General features: G+C 63.6%; 14 protein-coding genes and 1 tRNA gene. 7 read left to right on the forward strand and 8 right to left on the reverse strand.

Annotated features, from left to right (window positions below):
• On the reverse strand, positions 1–699 hold the full coding sequence (locus OX460_RS12165; protein WP_289898771.1) for a YoaK family protein: 699 nt from the start codon (positions 697–699) through the stop codon (positions 1–3).
• A 245-nt stretch (positions 700–944) separates the two neighbouring features.
• On the opposite strand from OX460_RS12165, the gene OX460_RS12170 reads away from it, so the two are divergent.
• The 4 genes from OX460_RS12170 (at position 945) to OX460_RS12185 (ending at position 5,324) form a co-directional block, all read left to right on the forward strand.
• On the forward strand, positions 945–2,819 hold the full coding sequence (locus tag OX460_RS12170; protein ID WP_289898772.1) for an amidohydrolase: 1,875 nt from the start codon (positions 945–947) through the stop codon (positions 2,817–2,819).
• A 4-nt stretch (positions 2,820–2,823) separates the two neighbouring features.
• Positions 2,824–3,918: a porin gene (locus OX460_RS12175; protein WP_289898773.1), complete on the forward strand. Its 1,095-nt coding sequence runs from the start codon at positions 2,824–2,826 to the stop codon at positions 3,916–3,918.
• 84 nt (positions 3,919–4,002) lie between these two features.
• The gene (locus tag OX460_RS12180; protein ID WP_289898774.1) at positions 4,003–4,830 is read left to right on the forward strand and encodes an AraC family transcriptional regulator; all 828 of its coding nucleotides are present in this window, start codon (positions 4,003–4,005) and stop codon (positions 4,828–4,830) included.
• Positions 4,831–4,907: 77 nt separating this feature from the next.
• Positions 4,908–5,324 carry a cupin domain-containing protein gene (locus tag OX460_RS12185; RefSeq protein ID WP_289898775.1) on the forward strand — a complete coding sequence of 139 codons (417 nt, stop codon included), beginning with the start codon at positions 4,908–4,910 and terminating at the stop codon, positions 5,322–5,324.
• 75 nt (positions 5,325–5,399) lie between these two features.
• Here the strand turns inward: OX460_RS12185 and OX460_RS12190 are convergent.
• The 3 genes from OX460_RS12190 to pepN all read right to left on the reverse strand — a co-directional run bounded on the left by OX460_RS12190 (position 5,400) and on the right by pepN (position 9,279).
• Positions 5,400–5,475 (reverse strand) — tRNA-Thr (locus OX460_RS12190).
• Positions 5,476–5,590: 115 nt separating this feature from the next.
• On the reverse strand, positions 5,591–6,592 hold the full coding sequence (locus OX460_RS12195; RefSeq protein WP_289898776.1) for a class 1 fructose-bisphosphatase: 1,002 nt from the start codon (positions 6,590–6,592) through the stop codon (positions 5,591–5,593).
• A 32-nt stretch (positions 6,593–6,624) separates the two neighbouring features.
• Positions 6,625–9,279, reverse strand: a complete 2,655-nt coding sequence (gene pepN / locus OX460_RS12200; RefSeq protein ID WP_289898777.1) for an aminopeptidase N — start codon at positions 9,277–9,279, stop codon at positions 6,625–6,627.
• Between the two features lie 198 nt (positions 9,280–9,477).
• Here pepN and OX460_RS12205 point away from each other — a divergent pair, with 198 nt between their 5' ends.
• Entirely contained in the window at positions 9,478–10,107 is a 630-nt protein-coding gene (locus tag OX460_RS12205) for a DUF4136 domain-containing protein (protein WP_099666698.1), read from the forward strand.
• Positions 10,108–10,276: 169 nt separating this feature from the next.
• On the opposite strand, the gene OX460_RS12210 is transcribed toward OX460_RS12205, so the two are convergent.
• The 4 genes from OX460_RS12210 to OX460_RS12225 all read right to left on the reverse strand — a co-directional run bounded on the left by OX460_RS12210 (position 10,277) and on the right by OX460_RS12225 (position 15,205).
• On the reverse strand, positions 10,277–11,206 hold the full coding sequence (locus OX460_RS12210) for a quinone oxidoreductase (protein ID WP_251350740.1): 930 nt from the start codon (positions 11,204–11,206) through the stop codon (positions 10,277–10,279).
• A gap of 92 nt (positions 11,207–11,298) precedes the next feature.
• Complete coding sequence (locus OX460_RS12215; RefSeq protein WP_034786684.1) at positions 11,299–11,688, reverse strand: methylglyoxal synthase; 390 nt, start codon at positions 11,686–11,688, stop codon at positions 11,299–11,301.
• 29 nt (positions 11,689–11,717) lie between these two features.
• Positions 11,718–12,638, reverse strand: a complete 921-nt coding sequence (locus OX460_RS12220; protein WP_099666695.1) for a DMT family transporter — start codon at positions 12,636–12,638, stop codon at positions 11,718–11,720.
• 83 nt (positions 12,639–12,721) lie between these two features.
• Positions 12,722–15,205 carry an alkaline phosphatase D family protein gene (locus tag OX460_RS12225; RefSeq protein ID WP_289898778.1) on the reverse strand — a complete coding sequence of 828 codons (2,484 nt, stop codon included), beginning with the start codon at positions 15,203–15,205 and terminating at the stop codon, positions 12,722–12,724.
• Between the two features lie 143 nt (positions 15,206–15,348).
• Here OX460_RS12225 and OX460_RS12230 point away from each other — a divergent pair, with 143 nt between their 5' ends.
• Both OX460_RS12230 and purD read left to right on the forward strand, forming a co-directional pair.
• Positions 15,349–16,074: a YebC/PmpR family DNA-binding transcriptional regulator gene (locus tag OX460_RS12230; RefSeq protein WP_077408206.1), complete on the forward strand. Its 726-nt coding sequence runs from the start codon at positions 15,349–15,351 to the stop codon at positions 16,072–16,074.
• 70 nt (positions 16,075–16,144) lie between these two features.
• Positions 16,145–17,413 (forward strand): phosphoribosylamine--glycine ligase, encoded by a 1,269-nt coding sequence (gene purD, locus OX460_RS12235; protein ID WP_099666692.1) that lies wholly within the window; start codon positions 16,145–16,147, stop codon positions 17,411–17,413.
• Positions 17,414–17,455 lie beyond the last annotated feature (42 nt).

Raw genomic sequence — 17,455 nt, forward strand, 5'->3', positions numbered from 1 at the left:
TCAGGCCGCCGGCACGCGCGGCTGCCCGCTACGCTGCTGCACGACGATCAATCCCCCCAGCAGCACCAGCGGCACGGCCAGCGCCGCGAAACCGAAGACCAGGTAGCCAAAGCCGGCAGCGATGGCCCCCAGCGCAAAGGCCAGCAGCGGCCAGAAGAACTTCCCGCAGCGCGCGCGCGTGCCCCCGTCGGCCGCGCCGCGCAGCACGTCGACGGTGTCGAGCACGATCTGCGTCACATTCCCCGTCATCATGGAGGTGGGCGCCAGATGCGCCAGCAGCAGCCGGCTGGTGGCGCTGTGCACGCCCATGGCGGCCGTGCCCAGCAAGCCTGCCGCCATGGCCATGGAACTGGCATCCTTGCCGACCGGCTCAGCCAGGATGCCAAACACCATGAAACCGGCCAACAAGATCCATTGCAGCAGGAAGGCCAGCGTCAGCGCCGGACCGCCGCGGCGCTCGATGGCCAGCACCATCAGGCGCGTGACGACGATGCCCGCGATAAAGGCGGGAAAAGCGAGGATTTTCAGCAGGATGGGGATGCGCGTCGGTTCGGCCAAGGCGGCGCCGATCAGCACGAAGTTGCCCGTGACATGGGCCGTAAACAGGCCAAACAGGGCAATGAAACCCAGGGTATCGACATACCCGGCTAAAAATCCCAGGCTGGTGCCGAACAAGCGGCTGTATGGTGGCTGATCCATCGAATGACTCCCGATACCGTGCAATGCACTAAAAAACAAAAAAACGCGCCAGGAAAGCGCCCCGGCGCCGCTCCCTGCATGGTAAGCCATACGGCCGGCCGCCGCCCCCGTCCTTCGGCCAGTGCGCCTGGCGCCACCTGATCTTTTGGCCCGTGTTCAAGCGCGGGACGTCCGCTACACTGGCCGACGTGACTTTCGCGCCGCGCACGCCGGCCCTCCCCGCACCGCAACCATGGAGCTGCACCATGCCAGAACACACCCTCCCCGCCGCCGCACCCTTGATCCTGCTCAATGGCTGCTTCCATACCGTCGATAAAAGCTGCCCGCAAGCGAGCGCGGTAGCCATCGCCGACGGCAAATTTCTCGCCGTGGGCGATGCCGATGACGTGATGCGCCACCGCGGTCCCGCCACGCAGGTGATTGACCTGGGTGGCCGCACGGCGATTCCCGGCCTGAACGACTCGCATTTGCACCTGATCCGCGGCGGCTTGAACTACAACCTGGAATTGCGCTGGGAAGGCGTGCCCTCGCTGGCCGACGCCTTGCGCATGCTCAAGGAACAGGCGCTGCGCACGCCGAACCCGCAATGGGTGCGCGTGGTGGGCGGCTGGACGGAATTCCAGTTCGCGGAAAAGCGCATGCCGACCCTCGACGAAATCAACGCGGCTGCGCCCGACACCCCCGTCTTCATCCTGCACCTGTACGACCGCGCCCTGCTGAACCGCGCCGCCCTGCGCGCCGTCGGCTACGACAAGAACACGCCGAACCCGCCCGGCGGCGAAATCGTGCGCGATGCTGCCGGCAACCCGACCGGCCTGCTGATCGCCCGCCCGAACGCCATGATCTTATATGCGACCCTGGCGAAAGGCCCGACCCTGCCGCGCGAATTGCAGGTCAATTCCACGCGCCAGTTCATGCGCGAACTGAACCGTTTGGGCATCACCAGCGCCATCGACGCGGGCGGCGGCTTCCAGAATTATCCCGAGGATTACGCCGTCGTCGACGAACTGGCGCAAAAAGAGCAGCTGACCATCCGCATCGCCTACAACCTGTTCACGCAAAACAAGGGCCGCGAACTGGAAGATTTTGAAAAATGGACGGACATGGTCACGCCGGGCCAGGGCGACGATTATTACCGCCATAACGGCGCCGGCGAAATGCTGGTGTTTTCCGCCGCAGACTTCGAGGATTTCCTCGAGCCGCGCCCGGAACTGGCGCCCGGCATGGACGACGAACTGGAAAAGGTGGTGCGCCACCTGGTCTCCAAGCGCTGGCCCTTCCGCCTGCACGCCACCTATGACGAATCGATCGACCGCATGCTGACGGTGTTTGAAAAGGTCAACCGCGATATCCCGTTCGACGGCCTGCACTGGATGTTCGACCACTGCGAAACCATCACGCCGCGTAACATCGACCGGGTCAAGGCGCTGGGCGGCGGCATCGCCATCCAGCACCGCATGGCCTTCCAGGGCGAATATTTTGTCGACCGCTACGGTGCGGAAGCGGCCAAGGCCACGCCGCCGATCGCGCGCATGCTTGCCTCGGGCGTGCCCGTGGGCGGCGGCACGGACGCCACGCGCGTGGCCAGCTACAACCCGTGGACGGCGCTGTACTGGCTGGTATCGGGCCGCACCGTTGGCGGCTTGCGCCTGTACGACGCAGATTCGCGCCTGTCGCGCGACACGGCGCTGGAACTGTGGACGGCGGGCAGCGCCTGGTTCTCCAGCGAGCAAGGCAAGAAGGGACGCATCCAGGAAGGCATGCTGGCCGACCTGGCCGTGCTGAGCGCGGACTTTTTCAGCATCGATGAAGAGGCCATCAAGTCGATCGAATCCGTGCTCACCATTGTCGGCGGCAAGGTCGTCTACGGCCAGGCGGAATTCACGCCACTGGCGCCGCCTCCCATTCCGGTATTGCCGGATTGGTCACCCGTGAAAAACGTGGCTGGCCACTACCGCGCCGCGCCGCCGCAAACGGCCAGCGTGATGCAACAGCACCAGTGCCAGGGCGCCTGCGGCGTGCACGCGCACGCCCACGACGTGGCGCGCAAGAGTTCCGTGCCCGTTTCCAGCCACTCCGGCTTCTGGGGCGCGCTGGGATGCAGCTGCTTTGCGTTCTGATGCCATGCTGACGCGATTGCCTTTGCTGGCTGCCGGCGCGCTGGCGCTGGCGGCGGCCCTGCCCGCCGCGGCACAAGAAAATGTGCAGCTGTACGGCCGCCTGAACGTGGCGTTCGAAGCGCTGCACTCGTCAGGCAGCGGCGACAGCGTGCAGCGCGTCTCCAACAACCGCTCGGTACTCGGTTTTCGCGGCAGCGAAGACCTGGGCGGCGGCTGGCAGGCGCTGTTCCAGGTCGAGGGCACCTTGGCGCCCGACACGGGCGCGGGATCCATCGCCGCGCGCGACACGCGCGTCGGCATTGCCGGCCCGTGGGGCACGCTGTTTGGCGGGAACTGGACCCTGCCCTACAACAGCGCCACTTCCGCGCTCGACCCGTTCTACCCCACCACGGCCGGCTACATGAGCCTGATGGGCAACGGCGCCGGCGCCAGCGAAAGCCATACCAGCAACACGTATTCCTTCGACCGGCGCCAGCAGAACAGCGTACATTACTGGACGCCGCAGTGGCAGGGCTGGTCGCTGCGCGTGGCGCGCGGCATGGGGGAAGAGCGGCCCGCCAGCGGCGCGCATCCGGCACTGACCTCGGCCGCATTGATCTACGACGGCGGCGCCCTGTACGCCACCCTGGCGCAGGAAGACCATCACGACTACCAGGGACGGGGACTGACCGACCGTGGCAGCAAGCTGGCCCTCGCCTGGCATGTCGACAGCGCCACGCAGCTGGCGGTGGCGCTGGAAAGCCTGCGTTATGCGACGCCCACGGGCGAACTGCGCCGCCGCACGGTCTACTTTTCCGCCACGCGCCAGTTCGGCCGCCATGGCATGCGTTTCGGCCTGGCGCATGCGCAAAGCGCCACAGGCGGCGCGCTGGAAAGCATCGGCAACGTGCGCGCGGGAGCCGGTGCGGGCGCCACCCACGCCACCGTCGGCTATGACTACCAGCTGTCGAAACGCAGCAGCCTGTATGCCTACTACACGCGCCTGGCCAACGGCGGCAACGGCGTCGCCGACTTTGCCATCAACAGCCTGGGACGCGATGCAGCAACAAAGGGCGCCACCATGTCGGGCGTGGCGCTGGGAATCCGGCACAATTTCTGATTCGGCTGTTTTCGTGGACAGCCCCGCGCGCGGCGGGTACAGTCAGCAATCGGCAACCAGGGCGGACATCCACGGACAAACATCATGAAGCGAGCATCAGCGCCAGCGCGCAGCGACTGGGTCAAGTGCGCCGAACCGGTACAAGGGGTCGAACGCATCGAGGCGTGGTTCAAGGGCAAGGCCTATGCCATGCACCGCCACGACACCTACGCCATCGGCCGCACGCTGGCGGGCGTGCAGCGTTTCAGCTACCGTCGCGGGCAGCGCGACAGCCTGCCCGGCAATACCATAATCCTGCATCCAGACGAGGCGCACGATGGCCAGGCGGGTACCGACGCAGGCTTCCGTTACCGCATGCTGTATATCGAACCGGCGCTGTTCCAGGATGTGCTGGGCGGACACGCGCTGCCCTTCATCGAAGGCGGCGTGTCGACCGATTCCCGCCTGGCGGCCGCCACCTCCGCCTTGCTGCCGCACGACGGCCACCCGCTCGAAGCGCTGGAACAGAGCGAGGCGCTGGTAGAGCTGGCGCACGCGCTGGCGGCGGTGGCCGGCACGCCGGCTCGGCGCTTGCGAGGCGACTTCCTGGCGGCACGCCGCGCGCGCGACTACCTGCAGGCGCACTGCACGCAGGCCGTCACCCTGGCGGAACTTGAAGCGGCAACGGGACGCGACCGCTGGAGCCTGTCGCACGACTTTCGCGTGTTCTACGGCACCAGCCCGTACCGCTATCTGACGATGCGGCGCCTGGAAATGGTGCGCCGCCTGCTGCTGGCTGGCGCCACGCTCGCATCGGCAGCCATGGCCGCGGGCTTCGCCGACCAGAGCCACATGACACGGCATTTCCTGAAAACTCATGGACTGACGCCTGGCCGCTGGCTGCGCTTCGCCGGCGGTAGCGTCAAGAGCTGAAAACAGCCACGATCGTTCAATACGGCCCGCAAGTGCATGCGTATTCTGGCTGCATCGCCACTTGAACGGAGCACAGCATGTCCACCACCACCATCACTACCATCACCACGTGCGGCCAGGGCCAGTCCATCGATCTGGCGGGCAAGGTCGCCCTGTTAGAGGGGCACTGGCAGCCGCGCGTCATCGCCGAAATGAATGACTACCAATTCAAGGTCGTCAAGGTACTGGGCGAATTCCAGTGGCACCGGCACGCCGATACGGACGAAACCTTCATCGTGCTGGAAGGGCAATTGCGCATCGCCCTGCGCGGCCCCGGCTACGCGGAAGGACACGCCATCGTGCTGCGTGCCGGCCAGATGGCGGTGGTGCCCAAGGGGGTCGAACATAAACCGTGCGCGCCTGCCGAAACCAGGCTGCTGCTGATCGAGCCGCGCGGCGTGGTCAACACGGGCGACGGCGAGGCGGGCGAGCGCACGGTGGAGAACGATCAGTGAATCTGAGCCAGGTAGCGTGACAGACAACAAAAAACCCGCTGACTTTTGCAAGCAAGCGGGTTTTCTGATGAAACTTGGTGCCGTTGGCCGGAATCGAACTGGCGACCTTCACATTACGAATGTGCTGCTCTACCAACTGAGCTACAACGGCGAAGACCCACATTCTACAAACAATGCACAAAATTTGCTAGTGTCAACGCGAACTTTTTTGCATTTTTTTAGCGGCCCGGCTGCAGGCCGCTGAAAATCGTGGAAAAGTGCGGCTTTTACTCGGCGTGGTAGGCCGTGACGCGGGCCACTTCGTCTTTCGAGCCGAGGAAGACGGGCACGCGCTGGTGCAGCTTGTGCGGGGCGATGTCCATGATGCGCTGCTGGCCATCGGTGGCGGCGCCGCCGGCTTGCTCCACGATGAAAGCCATCGGGTTCGCTTCGTACATCAGGCGCAGCTTGCCGGGCATCGACGTGTCACGCAGGTCGGCCGGGTACATGAAGATGCCGCCACGGTTCAGGATGCGGTGCACGTCGGCCACCATCGAGGCGATCCAGCGCATGTTGAAATTGGTGCCGCGCGGGCCCGTGTCGCCGACCAGCAGTTCGTCGACATAGCGTTTCACGGGCGGATGCCAGTGGCGCGCGTTCGACATGTTGATGGCAAATTCCTTCGTCGTCGGCGGAATCTGCATATTGCTTTGCGTGAGGACCCACGAACCCATCTCGCGGTCCAGGGTGAAGCAGTTCACGCCATTGCCGAAGGTCAGTACCAGCATGGTTTGCGGGCCGTACACGGCATAGCCGGCCGCCACTTGCTTGCTGCCCGCCTGCATGAAGTCCTGCTCGGTCGGCTGACCCATGCCGTCCGGCGCCTTCAGTACCGAGAAGATGGTGCCGATGGAGACGTTGACGTCGATGTTAGACGAGCCATCCAATGGGTCGAACAGCAGCATGTATTCGCCCTTCGGATAGCGGTTCGGGATCGGGTGGATCGATTCCATCTCTTCCGACGCCATGGCCGCCAGGTGGCCGCCCCATTCGTTCGCTTCCAGCAGGATCTCGTTGGAGATGATGTCGAGCTTTTTCTGTACTTCGCCCTGCACGTTTTCCGTGTCGGCCGTGCCCAGCACTTCGCCGAGCGCGCCCTTGCCGACGGCGTGGCTGATGGTTTTGCACGCGCGCGCGACGACTTCGATCAGCAGGCGCAGTTCGGCCGGAATGCTGTTGTTCGAGCGCTGCTCTTCAACCAGGTATTGCGTAAGACTGATGCGTTTCATGAAATCCCTCTGTTTTGATGATTATTGCGGTGTTAATTGGCCAATGCCTTGCTGACGACTTCCATCACGTCATTCGACAGACTGGCCTGGCCGGCGACTTTTTCCAGCGCGTCGCGCATGTGGCTTTGCAGCGCGGGCACGTAACGGCGCCAGCGGTCCATGGACCGCGCCAGGCGGGCTGCCACTTGCGGGTTCAGGGCGTCGAGCGCGATGACTTGCTCGGCCCAGAAGGCGTAGCCGTTGCCGTCAGCCACATGGAATTGCGACGGATTGCCGTTCGTGAAATTGAAGATCAGGCTGCGCGCGCGGTTCGGATTTTTCAAGGTGAAGGCCGGATGCGTCATCAGCTCGCGCACGGCTTGCACATCGGTCGATGGCGCCGCCGCCTGCATGGCGAACCACTTGTCGACCACCAGCGCTTCATTCTCGAAGTCGGCATAGAAACTGGCCAGCGCCGCCTGCGCGTGCGATGGCGAACCCGAATGGATCAGGGCGCCCAGCGCTGCCGCGCGGTCCGTCATGTTGCCGGCACCGTCGAACTGCTGCTGCGCCAGGGCCAGTTCCTGCTCGCCCGACGCGATCAGCAGATAGGACAGGGCCAGGTTTTTCAGCGCGCGCTTGCCGGCCGACAGGGCGTCGGGACTGTACTCGCCCGGCGTCTGGTTGGCGTGGTATTGCGCCAGCAATTCCGGCTTCAGGGCCGCCGCAATCGTGCGGCGCATGAACTGGCGCGCCGCGTGGATCGCCTGCGGGTCGACTTGCGCCATGCGCTCGGCGATGATGGTTTCCGACGGCAGGATCAGGGCCAGCTCGCGGAAGGCAGGATCGAGCGTTTCGTCGGCCAGCAAGGCGCGTTGCGCTTCGATGAAGGTGTCGTCCAGCGCCAGGGTCTCGCCGGCGGCGATGGCGCCGGTCAGTTTCAGCAGGCGCTCCATGGCCAGGCGCTGGCCCGCTTCCCAGCGGTTGACCGGGTCGCTGTCGTGGCGGAACAGATGCAGCAGTTCCTCGTCGGTGTAATCGTATTCCAGCACCACGGGCGCGGAAAAGTCACGCAGCAGCGACGGCACGGGCAACTCCGTCACATTCGTGAAGCGGAAAGTCTGCGACGCTTGCGTCAGTTCCAGCACGACGCTGGCAGCGCCGTTCGACACGACGCCATCGACGTGCAGCGGCAGGTCGCGACCATCGGCGGCCAGCAAGCCGACGGTGACGGGGATGTGGAAAGGCAGTTTTTTCGGCTGGCCCGGCGTGGCGGGGCAGTTTTGCGACAGGGTCAGCTCGAACGTCCGGCTGGCCGCATCGTAGCGCGTGGATGCCGTCACGATGGGCGTACCCGCCTGGCTGTACCAGCGCTCGAACTGGCTGAAGTCGCGGCCATTCGCATCGGCCATGGCGGCGCGGAAGTCGTCGCACTGCACGGCCTGGCCATCGTGGCGCTCAAAGTACAGGTCCATACCCTTGCGGAAACCGTCGCGGCCCACCAGGGTCTGGTACATGCGCACCACTTCGGCGCCCTTCTCGTAGATGGTGACCGTATAAAAGTTATTGATTTCGACGAAAGAATCGGGACGCACGGGATGGGCCATCGGGCCCGCGTCTTCGGGGAACTGCGCCTGGCGCAGGGTGCGTACCTGGTCGATGCGCGTGACGGCGCGGCCCGTGTCCGTACCGATCATGTCGGCCGAGAACTCCTGGTCGCGGAACACCGTCAAGCCTTCCTTCAGCGACAGCTGGAACCAGTCGCGGCACGTCACGCGGTTGCCGGTCCAGTTATGGAAGTATTCGTGGCCCACCACCGCTTCGATGCCCGCGTAATCGACGTCCGTCGCCACGCGCGAATTGGCCAGCACATACTTGGTATTGAAGATGTTCAGCCCCTTGTTTTCCATGGCGCCCATGTTGAAATCGCCCACGGCGACGATCATGAAGCGGTCCAGGTCCAGTTCCAGGCCGAAACGCTCCTCGTCCCAGCGGATCGAGTTTTTCAGCGACTGCATGGCGTAGTCGGTTTTATCCAGGTTGCCGTCTTCCACCCACACTTGCAGCAGCACTTCGCGGCCCGACTTCAGGGTATAGCGCTCTTCCTGGCATACCAGGCGCGCCGCCACCAGGGCGAACAGGTAGGACGGCTTCTTGAACGGGTCTTCCCACTTGGCGTAATGGCGGCCATCGCCGAGGTCGCCCTCTTCGATCAGGTTGCCGTTCGACAACAGCACCGGATAGTTGTCCTTGTCGGCGCGCAGCATGACCGTGTACTTGGCCATCACATCCGGGCGGTCAGGGAAGAAGGTGATGCGGCGGAAGCCTTCCGCCTCGCACTGCGTGAAGAAATTATGGTTCGACACATACAGGCCGGACAGCGAGGTATTGTCCTGCGGCGCCAGCACGGTTTCGATATCGAGCGTCACCTCGTCCGGGGCCTTGGGGATGGTCAGCATGCCGGCCGTCAGCTTGTACTGCGACGGCTTCAATACCTTGCCATTCAGGCGCACCAGCACCAGTTCGATGTGTTCGCCGTGCAATTCGATGCTGCGGCTGGTGCTGGCCGGGTTATGGCGCATTTGAATCCGGCTCGCCACCACTGTGCGGGCGGGATCGAGATCGAAACCAAGTTCGACGCTGTCGACCAAAAAGCTGGGCGGCGTGTAATCTTTGCGGTAAATCGTCTGAGGGCTGTCTGTGCGCATAGGGATTTGGGTGGGAGCGGAGGCAAAAGCCTATTTTACCAACACCAGCCCCCGATAGTCGCGATTCAGGTCAGGAATGTTGGATTCCCTTACACGCAGACATGCCAGGTAACATTCTGTAATAATGAATAGAAACAAATAGAACTATTCTTATAATACTAAGCGAAGAATTGCGTCTACTAATCAGGAGGTCATGCAATGAAACGATATCTCACCATCATGATGGCCGCATTGACCGTGTTGCTCACCGGATGCGCCACCACCATACGCAGCGATGTGACCGTATTCCATGAGTGGCCTGCGCAATTGCAGGACAAATCGTATGCATTTGAAGCGCCGGCGGCCGAAGACGACACGCTGGAATACCGCAGCTACCAGAACCTGGTGCGCGCGGAACTGGCCAAACACGGTTTCGGCGAAGCGTCCGGCCCTGCGGCAGCCAATTTGCGGGTGGCAATGAATTTTTCGACCGTCGACTACCCTGAGCGCGTGCTGCAGGCATCCGACCCATTCTGGTATGGTCCCGGCTACTGGCCTGGCCGCTATGGCTACCGCTACGGCGCATGGCCAGGCTACGGTCGCTTTGGCTATAACCCCTACTGGTATGGCCCGATGGACGTGGAAGAAAGCGTGCGCCATAAATACGAACGCGAATTGCGCGTGACGATCAATGACCGCAACGGCAAGAAACTGTACGACGTGACCGTGCAATCGACCAGCAACAAGCGCGCCACGTCGCAAGTAATGCCCGCCATGGTCGCCAGCGCCTTTGCCGACTTCCCCGGCCAGAGCGGCGTGCCCCGTAAAGTGGAAGTCAAGGTGGAATAATTACGTGGCAATACAAAAAACCGGCTGGTGCAGCGATGCGCCAGCCGGTTTTTTTATGTCTACGAATAATACGCCTCGGCCGCAAAGGTCAGCGCGCCGATCAGGGCCACGGCCAATAACAGCACGATCAGCAATCGGCCGAACTTCGGCGTGCCATCATTGCCGCCGCTCATGGCACGATGATGGTCGAACCGGTCGTCTTGCGCCCTTCCAGGTCCGTATGCGCCTGGGCGATATGGGCCAGGCCGTAGCGCTGGTTGATCTCGATCTGCACTTCGCCGCTGCTGACGACGCCGAACAGCGAGGTCGCCATCTCTTCCAGATTCGCGCGGTTCGAGGCATAGCTGAACAGGGCCGGACGCGTGATGAAGAGCGAGCCGCGCGATGCCAGTTCGCTCAAAGTGAAGGCCGGCACGGGACCGGACGCGTTGCCGAAGCTGACCATCATGCCCAGCGGCGCCAGGCAGTCGAGCGAACCCGTGAACGTATCCTTGCCGATGGAATCGTAGACGACGGAGACGCCCTTGCCGCCCGTGATCTCGCGCACGCGCTCGACGAAGTTTTCCGTGTTGTAATTGATGACATGGGCCGCGCCATGCGCCTTGGCCAGCGCCGCCTTTTCATCGGAACCGGCCGTGCCGATCAGATTCACGCCCAGCACCTTGGCCCACTGGCAGGCGATCAGGCCCACGCCGCCCGCGGCCGCGTGGAACAAAATGGTGTCGCCCGCCTTCAGGGCCACCGTGCGGTGGAACAGGTATTGCACCGTCAAGCCTTGCAGCATCATGGCGGCGGCCGTATCGAAACCTATACGCTCGGGCAACACCAGCAGCAGGGCCGCCGGCAGGTTGCGCTGCTGCGCATACGCGCCATTGATGCGCGCCGCATACGCCACCCGGTCGCCCACCTTCACTTCCGTGACGCCCTCGCCCACCGCCTCGACGATGCCCGCCCCCTCGACACCGAGGCCATTGGGCAGCGGCTGCGGATACAAGCCCGTGCGGAAATACACGTCGATGAAATTGAGGCCGATGGCCTCGTGCTTGACGCGCGCCTCGCCGGGACCCGGCGGCGGCAGTTCCACATCCACATATTCCATCACATCCGGGCCGCCCACGCGCTGTACGCGGATGGCTTTGGTGGTAATCGTTGCGCTCACAATATGCTCCTTGAAGAAGAATCGGGAAAACGTCAGGCGGCAGCGCTGGCCCGCGCCTGCAATTGCGACAGCACCAGGTGCGCCGACGACAGATTGGTCGCGCACGCCACGTTGTGCACGTCGCAGGCGCGCACCAGGGCATTGATGTCCGGCTCGTGCGGCTGCGGCGTCATCGGGTCGCGCAGGAAGATCACGCAATCGATCAAGCCTTCCACCAGCAGCGAGCCGATCTGCAAGTCGCCGCCGAACGGGCCGGAATGCTTGCGTTCGACCGCCAGGCCCAGCTCGTTGATCAGGCGGCCGCCCGTGGTGCCCGTGGCCGACAGTTCGCAACCCTTCAAAAAGTCCAGGTATTCGCCCGCCAGGGTAATCATGTCATCTTTTTTCTTGTCGTGGGCAATCAGGGCGATGCGTGTTTTCATGGTGGGGACATTTTCAGTGGGTGGAGGAATTATTTCTTTTTCGACAGCAAGTAAATGCCGGCCAATACCAGGCTGGTGCCAGCCAGTTGCCAGTTGGTGATCGGTTCATCGAGGATCATGGCGCCCAGGAACAGGGTCGACACGGGGCCGATCATGCCGGCCTGCGAAGCGACGGGCGCGCCGATGCGCTCGACGGCAATCATCGTCATGAAGACGGGCATCACCGTGCAAAAGATGCCATTGAGCAAAGACAAGCCATACACGGGCATGGGCTGGATCAGCAGCTCGACGGGGCGCAGGATGAAGAATTGGGCGATGCAGGCAAAGCTGGCCACGCACATGGCATAGCTGACGAGGCGCATCGAGCCGATGCGCTTCACCAGCTCTCCCGAACCGAGCAGGTACACGGCATAGGCACAGGCCGAGCCCAGCACCAGGGTCGAGCCCAGCGCCACGTTGCTGGCGCCGCCCTGCAAGTCGTGCACGAACACCAGCACGATGCCGCAGTAGGAGGTGAACAGGGCCAGCCACTGCAGGCGGCTGATGCGCTGCTTGAAGTACACGGTGGTAATCAGGAGCACGAAAGTAGGCGTAAGGAACAGGATCAGGCGCTCCAGGCCCACGGAAATGTATTGCAAGCCAAGAAAGTCCAGATAGCTGGACAGGTAGTAGCCGACGAGGCCCAGCCCGACGAGGCGCCAACGGTCGCTATTGGATAGCGGCGGCTCCGTGCGCATCTTCCAGCAAGCGATGACGGCGAACACGGGCAGCGAAAAGATCATCCTGAAGGCGATCAGGGTGACGGCGTCGATCTGGTAGCGGTACAGCAGCTTGGCGACGATGGCCTTGGTGGAAAACAGTACCGCCCCGCCCACGGCGATGGCCAGGCCACCGAGGTAGACGGAACGGGGAATCGATGCAGGGGATGCTTGCGGGGAACTGGAGCTCATGCCCAGATTGTAAGGCAAAAGCCGGGGCCAGACCCGGCGGGACTCGGCGTCCCCGTCTGGCCCCGAATAAAACCGGCGGCAGATTAAGAGACCACCACCGCCGCCGCACCCGCCGTCACCGTCGCCGTCGTCACGCGCGCAATCACGTTCGACGGCGCCGCCGTGCCGACCAGTTTATTCACCTGCTTGAACTGCGCCACCAGCTTGCCCGGCGTCAAGGTCACCACCGTGTAGCCCTGCGCATCCGTGCTCAAATGCTTGATCCATGGGTTGTTGCCCAGGCCGGATAATTGCTGCGCCAGGCCCAGCAGGGTTGCACTGAAGTCAGTGCTTGCTTTCAAGCCAGCCTGCACGGCAGCGACCGTCGCGTCCAGTTGCGCTTCCGGCACACCCTTGGCAGCCAGGGCGCCGCGCAATTGCACGCGCAATTGCTCCAGCAGGCTGTCGACGGTGGGCGCCGCCTTGCCCATGGTGTAGTCGAGCAGGTTGACGTCGAGGTTCACCGTGCCCAGGCCCGTGACGGGGATGGCCAGCGGATAGCTGACCAAAGTACCGATGTCGCCCATGCTGCCGGCCGCCGACTTCAGGTAGCTGAAGAAGGAATCGGAGCTGACGCCGGCCGACACCAGGTCCACCATGACGGGCGTGCCGCCGCCGGCCGCGTCGAAATCGTCGCTGACCGTGCCGGCAAAAAACGAGTGGATATCGCCCGTGATGGCCACCACGTTGCCGATGGCATTGGTTTTCAGGTGCGCCATCAGGTTCTTGCGCTCGCTGTTGTAGCCATCCCACTGGTCACAATTGAGCAGGAAGCGCGTGAAGAATGGCGTCAGCGCCGCTTGCTGGCCGGAAGCGGCGACAAAGCTCGATGCGGCGCCCTTGGCCTGCACGTCGGGCTTGATCCAGCCGAAGGCGATCACTTGCGCGGCGGCGGCCGGCGAGCCGCTGTTGTAGGCAGCCACCGTGATGCCAGCCTGGGCCGCGCTCAAACCGGCGCCCACGGCAGCGGCGCCCTGCGCGCCGGCATTGGCTGCGGCGCCGGCAATCGCCATGGCGGCGGCCTGCGCCACGCTTGACGATGCGCCTGCCGTCGAGGCCGCCACGATGGCGGACGCCAGCGGCACGCTGCCGCCCACCAATGGCAGGGTGCTGGCGATGGCTTTGCCCACGTTGGCCATGGCGCCCAGGGCCAGCAAGGTGGCAATCGCATCCGTGCCATTCAAGCCCATGCGCAGCAACGACACTTCATTGCCCCACAGCTTCCAGGTCGACGTGGCAGCCTTCATCTTGCCCTTCCACCAGTCGCGCTGCGTGCTGCCCAGCATGCCCACTGCCGCCAGCGGATCGGCGCCGGCCTTGGTGGCGGCCGCCATTTTCTGCCCTTCCACGCTGTCGAACAGCGCTTGCGGCACCAGGTAGCGGCTGCCGATGCTGCCCAGCGGCTTGCCCGTGGCGGGATTGATGGTCGACTCGGCGATCGCATGGTCGGCGCGGTACAGGCGCTCGTCCGTCATCACCAGCTGCATCAGTTTGCCGAACTGGAAATCGCGGTAAATCTGGATATTCTGGAAGGTCGTCGCGGCGGCGTCGAACGTGACGTCGGCCGGCATGTATTCAAACCACGCCTGGTTGGCGCTGCGGCGGCGGGCCGGCTGGTGCAAGTCGCTGCCGTCGGTCGCCACGATGCCTTCATAGGTGGACGCATCCTGCCAGGCGTCGTCCGTGAATTCATGGTCATCCCAGATGGCGATGAAGGCAAAACGCTCGTGCACGGCTTGCAGGCGCGCATCGGTGCGGTATTTCTTGTACAGGTAGCGGTAATCGGCCACGGTGGTCGCGTATTTCGCGCCGGAGGTGCCGCTTTTGTACGTGCCGTCGGGCAATTTCAACTGGTCGTGGCGGCTTTCCACTGCGCCGCTCTGGAAGGCTTCGCCCACCGTTTCATAGATGTAATCGCCCAGGTGGACGATAAAATCGAGCGATTCGTTGGCGGCGATGTGCGACAGCGCCCCCCAGTGGTTGATGCTCCAGTCCTGGCATGTCAGGTAGGCGAACTGCAGCTGGGTCACGTCGCTGGTCGCGGCGGGTGCCGTCTTGAAGCGGCCCACGTTCGAGCGCACGTCGCCGGCGATGAATTGGTAAAAATACACCTGGCCCGGCTGCAAGCCCGTCACCTTGTGGCGCAGGGTATTGTCGAAATCTGCTTTCAGGGGCAATTTCGCATCGACGATGGGCGTACCGACCAGGGCCGTGTTGCCGCCCAGGGCGGCCGTATTGTCGCTGGCGCTGACGATCAGGCGCACGGCGACGTCGGATTTGCCGGCCACGGCGGGCGCGACGGCGTCGAAACTGGCGGGCACGACGCGCGTCCACAGCATGGCGCTGTCGGCACGCGGGTCGCCCGAAGCCACGCTTTGCGGGAACTTCCAGTCGCTGCCCGAGGCCAGCGGCACGCCAGGATCGCTGTAATCGGTGCTGCCGCAGGCGGCGAGGCCGACAGTGGCCACGGAGACGGTAATAAAGCCGCCCAATTTCAGAAATTGCCGCCTGTCCATTTGACTTGCCATGATGTCGCGCCCTCGATATGGTGAAAGCGCGTCACTTTAGCAACAGATTGTGTCATCCTGATGACGGGGCCGCGCCGCTTCGCAGGGGGCCGATATGCTAAAATGTCGGCCACAATTGAACACCCGTCTAAGGAAGATTCGACATGGCAGGACATAGCAAATGGGCCAATATCAAGCATAAAAAGGCTGCCACCGATGCCAAGCGCGGCAAAATCTGGACGCGCCTGATCAAGGAAATCACGGTCGCGGCCCGCATGGGCGGCGCCGACGCCATCACCAATCCGCGCCTGCGCCTGGCAGTCGACAAGGCGGCCGATGCGAACATGCCAAAAGACAACGTCCAGCGCGCGATCAACCGCGGCAGCGGCGGCGTCGATGGCGCCAACTACGAAGAAGTGCGCTACGAAGGCTACGGCGTGGGCGGCGCAGCCGTCATCGTCGAATGCATGACCGACAACAAGGTACGCACGGTGGCTGAAGTCCGCAACGCCTTCAACAAGAACGGCGGCAACATGGGCAACGAAGGCTCCGTCGCCTTCATGTTCCAGCACTGCGGCCAGTTGCTGTTCGCGCCGGGCACCGATGAAGACAAGCTGATGGAAGCGGCCCTGGAAGCGGGCGCCGACGACGTCATCGCCGATGAAGAGGGCGGCTTCGAAGTGGTCACTCCCGTGCATGATTTCGCCGCCGTCAAGGAAGCGCTGGAAGCGGCCGGCTTCAAGGCCGAAGTGGCCGAAGTCATCATGAAACCGGCGACGGAAACCGTCTACACGGGCGACGACGCCATCAAGATGCAAAAGCTGATCGATGCGCTGGAGCTGCTGGACGACGTCCAGGAAGTGTTTACGAATGCCCTGATCGAAAACTAAGCAAAAAATAAGCTATACACCTCAAGGGCGGCAGCACCGCCCTGCAACCCACACTGAACGAACGGTTCCTATGAAAATTCTGGTAGTCGGCTCTGGCGGCCGCGAACACGCCCTGGCCTGGAAACTGGCCCAGTCCGAACGCATACAGATGGTGTATGTCGCGCCGGGCAACGGCGGCACCGCGCGCGATGCGCGCCTGGTCAATCTCGACATCAGCGACCCGCAATTGCTGGCCGACTTCGTTCAGCAGGAACACATCGGCCTGACGGTCGTGGGTCCGGAAGTGCCGCTGGCAGCGGGCATCGTCAACCTGTTCCGCTCGCGCGGCCTGAAAATCTTCGGCCCCACGAAAGAAGCGGCACAGCTGGAATCGTCGAAGGACTTCGCCAAGGCCTTCATGCAGCGCCACGGCATCCCGACGGCCGCTTACCAGACCTTCTCCGACGTCGCTCCCGCGCACGCCTATGTCGACGCCATGGGCGCGCCGATCGTCATCAAGGCCGACGGTCTGGCCGCCGGCAAGGGCGTTGTCGTTGCCATGACCCTGGAAGAAGCGCACCAGGCGGTCGACATGATGCTGTCCGATAACCAGTTCGGCGACGCCGGCGCGCGCATCGTCATCGAGGAATTCCTCGCCGGCGAAGAAGCGAGCTTCATCGTCATGTGCGATGGCAAGAACATCCTGCCGCTGGCCACCAGCCAGGACCACAAACGCCTGAAAGACCACGACCAGGGCCCGAACACGGGCGGCATGGGCGCGTATTCGCCGGCACCCATCGTCACCCCGGCCATGCATGCGCGCGTCATGCGCGAAATCATCGTGCCAACCATCCAGGGCATGGCCAAGGACGGCATCACGTTCACGGGCTTCCTGTATGCGGGCCTGATGATCGACGACAAGGGCACGCCAAAGACCTTGGAATTCAACTGCCGCATGGGCGACCCGGAAACGCAGCCCATCATGGCGCGCCTGAAGACCGACCTGGTGACCGTCATGGAACACGCCGTCAACGGCACGCTCGACGCCGTGGAACTGGAATGGGACCGCCGCACGGCCGTTGGCGTCGTGATGGCCGCCGCCGGCTATCCGGACGATCCCGTCAAGGGTACCTCCATCGGCGACATCCCGGCCGAAACGCATGATTCCGTCACCTTCCATGCCGGCACCCGCATTGAGGGCGAACGCCTGGTGACCAACGGCGGCCGCGTGCTGTGCGTGGTGGGCCTGGGCGACAGCATCAAGATGGCGCAGAAACAGGCGTATGAAACCGTGGAAAAAATCCATTTCGACGGCGCGCAGTACCGCCGCGACATCGGTTGGCGCGGCCTGAAGCACTAAGCCCGCCCCAGACGGCAAACGGCAGGGCCGGCGCGGAATGCA

It is taken from the genome of Janthinobacterium sp. SUN033 (genome assembly GCF_030397595.1).
GTDB lineage: Bacteria > Pseudomonadota > Gammaproteobacteria > Burkholderiales > Burkholderiaceae_D > Janthinobacterium > Janthinobacterium kumbetense.

Coding starts and splice junctions, on each gene's coding strand:
- OX460_RS12205 (WP_099666698.1), top strand. CDS start 9,478: ATGAAACGATATCTCACCATCATGATGGCCGCATTGACCGTGTTGCTC.
- OX460_RS12170 (WP_289898772.1), top strand. CDS start 945: ATGCCAGAACACACCCTCCCCGCCGCCGCACCCTTGATCCTGCTCAAT.
- pepN (WP_289898777.1), bottom strand. CDS start 9,279: ATGCGCACAGACAGCCCTCAGACGATTTACCGCAAAGATTACACGCCG.
- OX460_RS12175 (WP_289898773.1), top strand. CDS start 2,824: ATGCTGACGCGATTGCCTTTGCTGGCTGCCGGCGCGCTGGCGCTGGCG.
- OX460_RS12195 (WP_289898776.1), bottom strand. CDS start 6,592: ATGAAACGCATCAGTCTTACGCAATACCTGGTTGAAGAGCAGCGCTCG.
- purD (WP_099666692.1), top strand. CDS start 16,145: ATGAAAATTCTGGTAGTCGGCTCTGGCGGCCGCGAACACGCCCTGGCC.
- OX460_RS12210 (WP_251350740.1), bottom strand. CDS start 11,206: ATGGAATATGTGGATGTGGAACTGCCGCCGCCGGGTCCCGGCGAGGCG.
- OX460_RS12215 (WP_034786684.1), bottom strand. CDS start 11,688: ATGAAAACACGCATCGCCCTGATTGCCCACGACAAGAAAAAAGATGAC.
- OX460_RS12225 (WP_289898778.1), bottom strand. CDS start 15,205: ATGGCAAGTCAAATGGACAGGCGGCAATTTCTGAAATTGGGCGGCTTT.
- OX460_RS12165 (WP_289898771.1), bottom strand. CDS start 699: ATGGATCAGCCACCATACAGCCGCTTGTTCGGCACCAGCCTGGGATTT.
- OX460_RS12180 (WP_289898774.1), top strand. CDS start 4,003: ATGAAGCGAGCATCAGCGCCAGCGCGCAGCGACTGGGTCAAGTGCGCC.
- OX460_RS12185 (WP_289898775.1), top strand. CDS start 4,908: ATGTCCACCACCACCATCACTACCATCACCACGTGCGGCCAGGGCCAG.
- OX460_RS12220 (WP_099666695.1), bottom strand. CDS start 12,638: ATGAGCTCCAGTTCCCCGCAAGCATCCCCTGCATCGATTCCCCGTTCC.
- OX460_RS12230 (WP_077408206.1), top strand. CDS start 15,349: ATGGCAGGACATAGCAAATGGGCCAATATCAAGCATAAAAAGGCTGCC.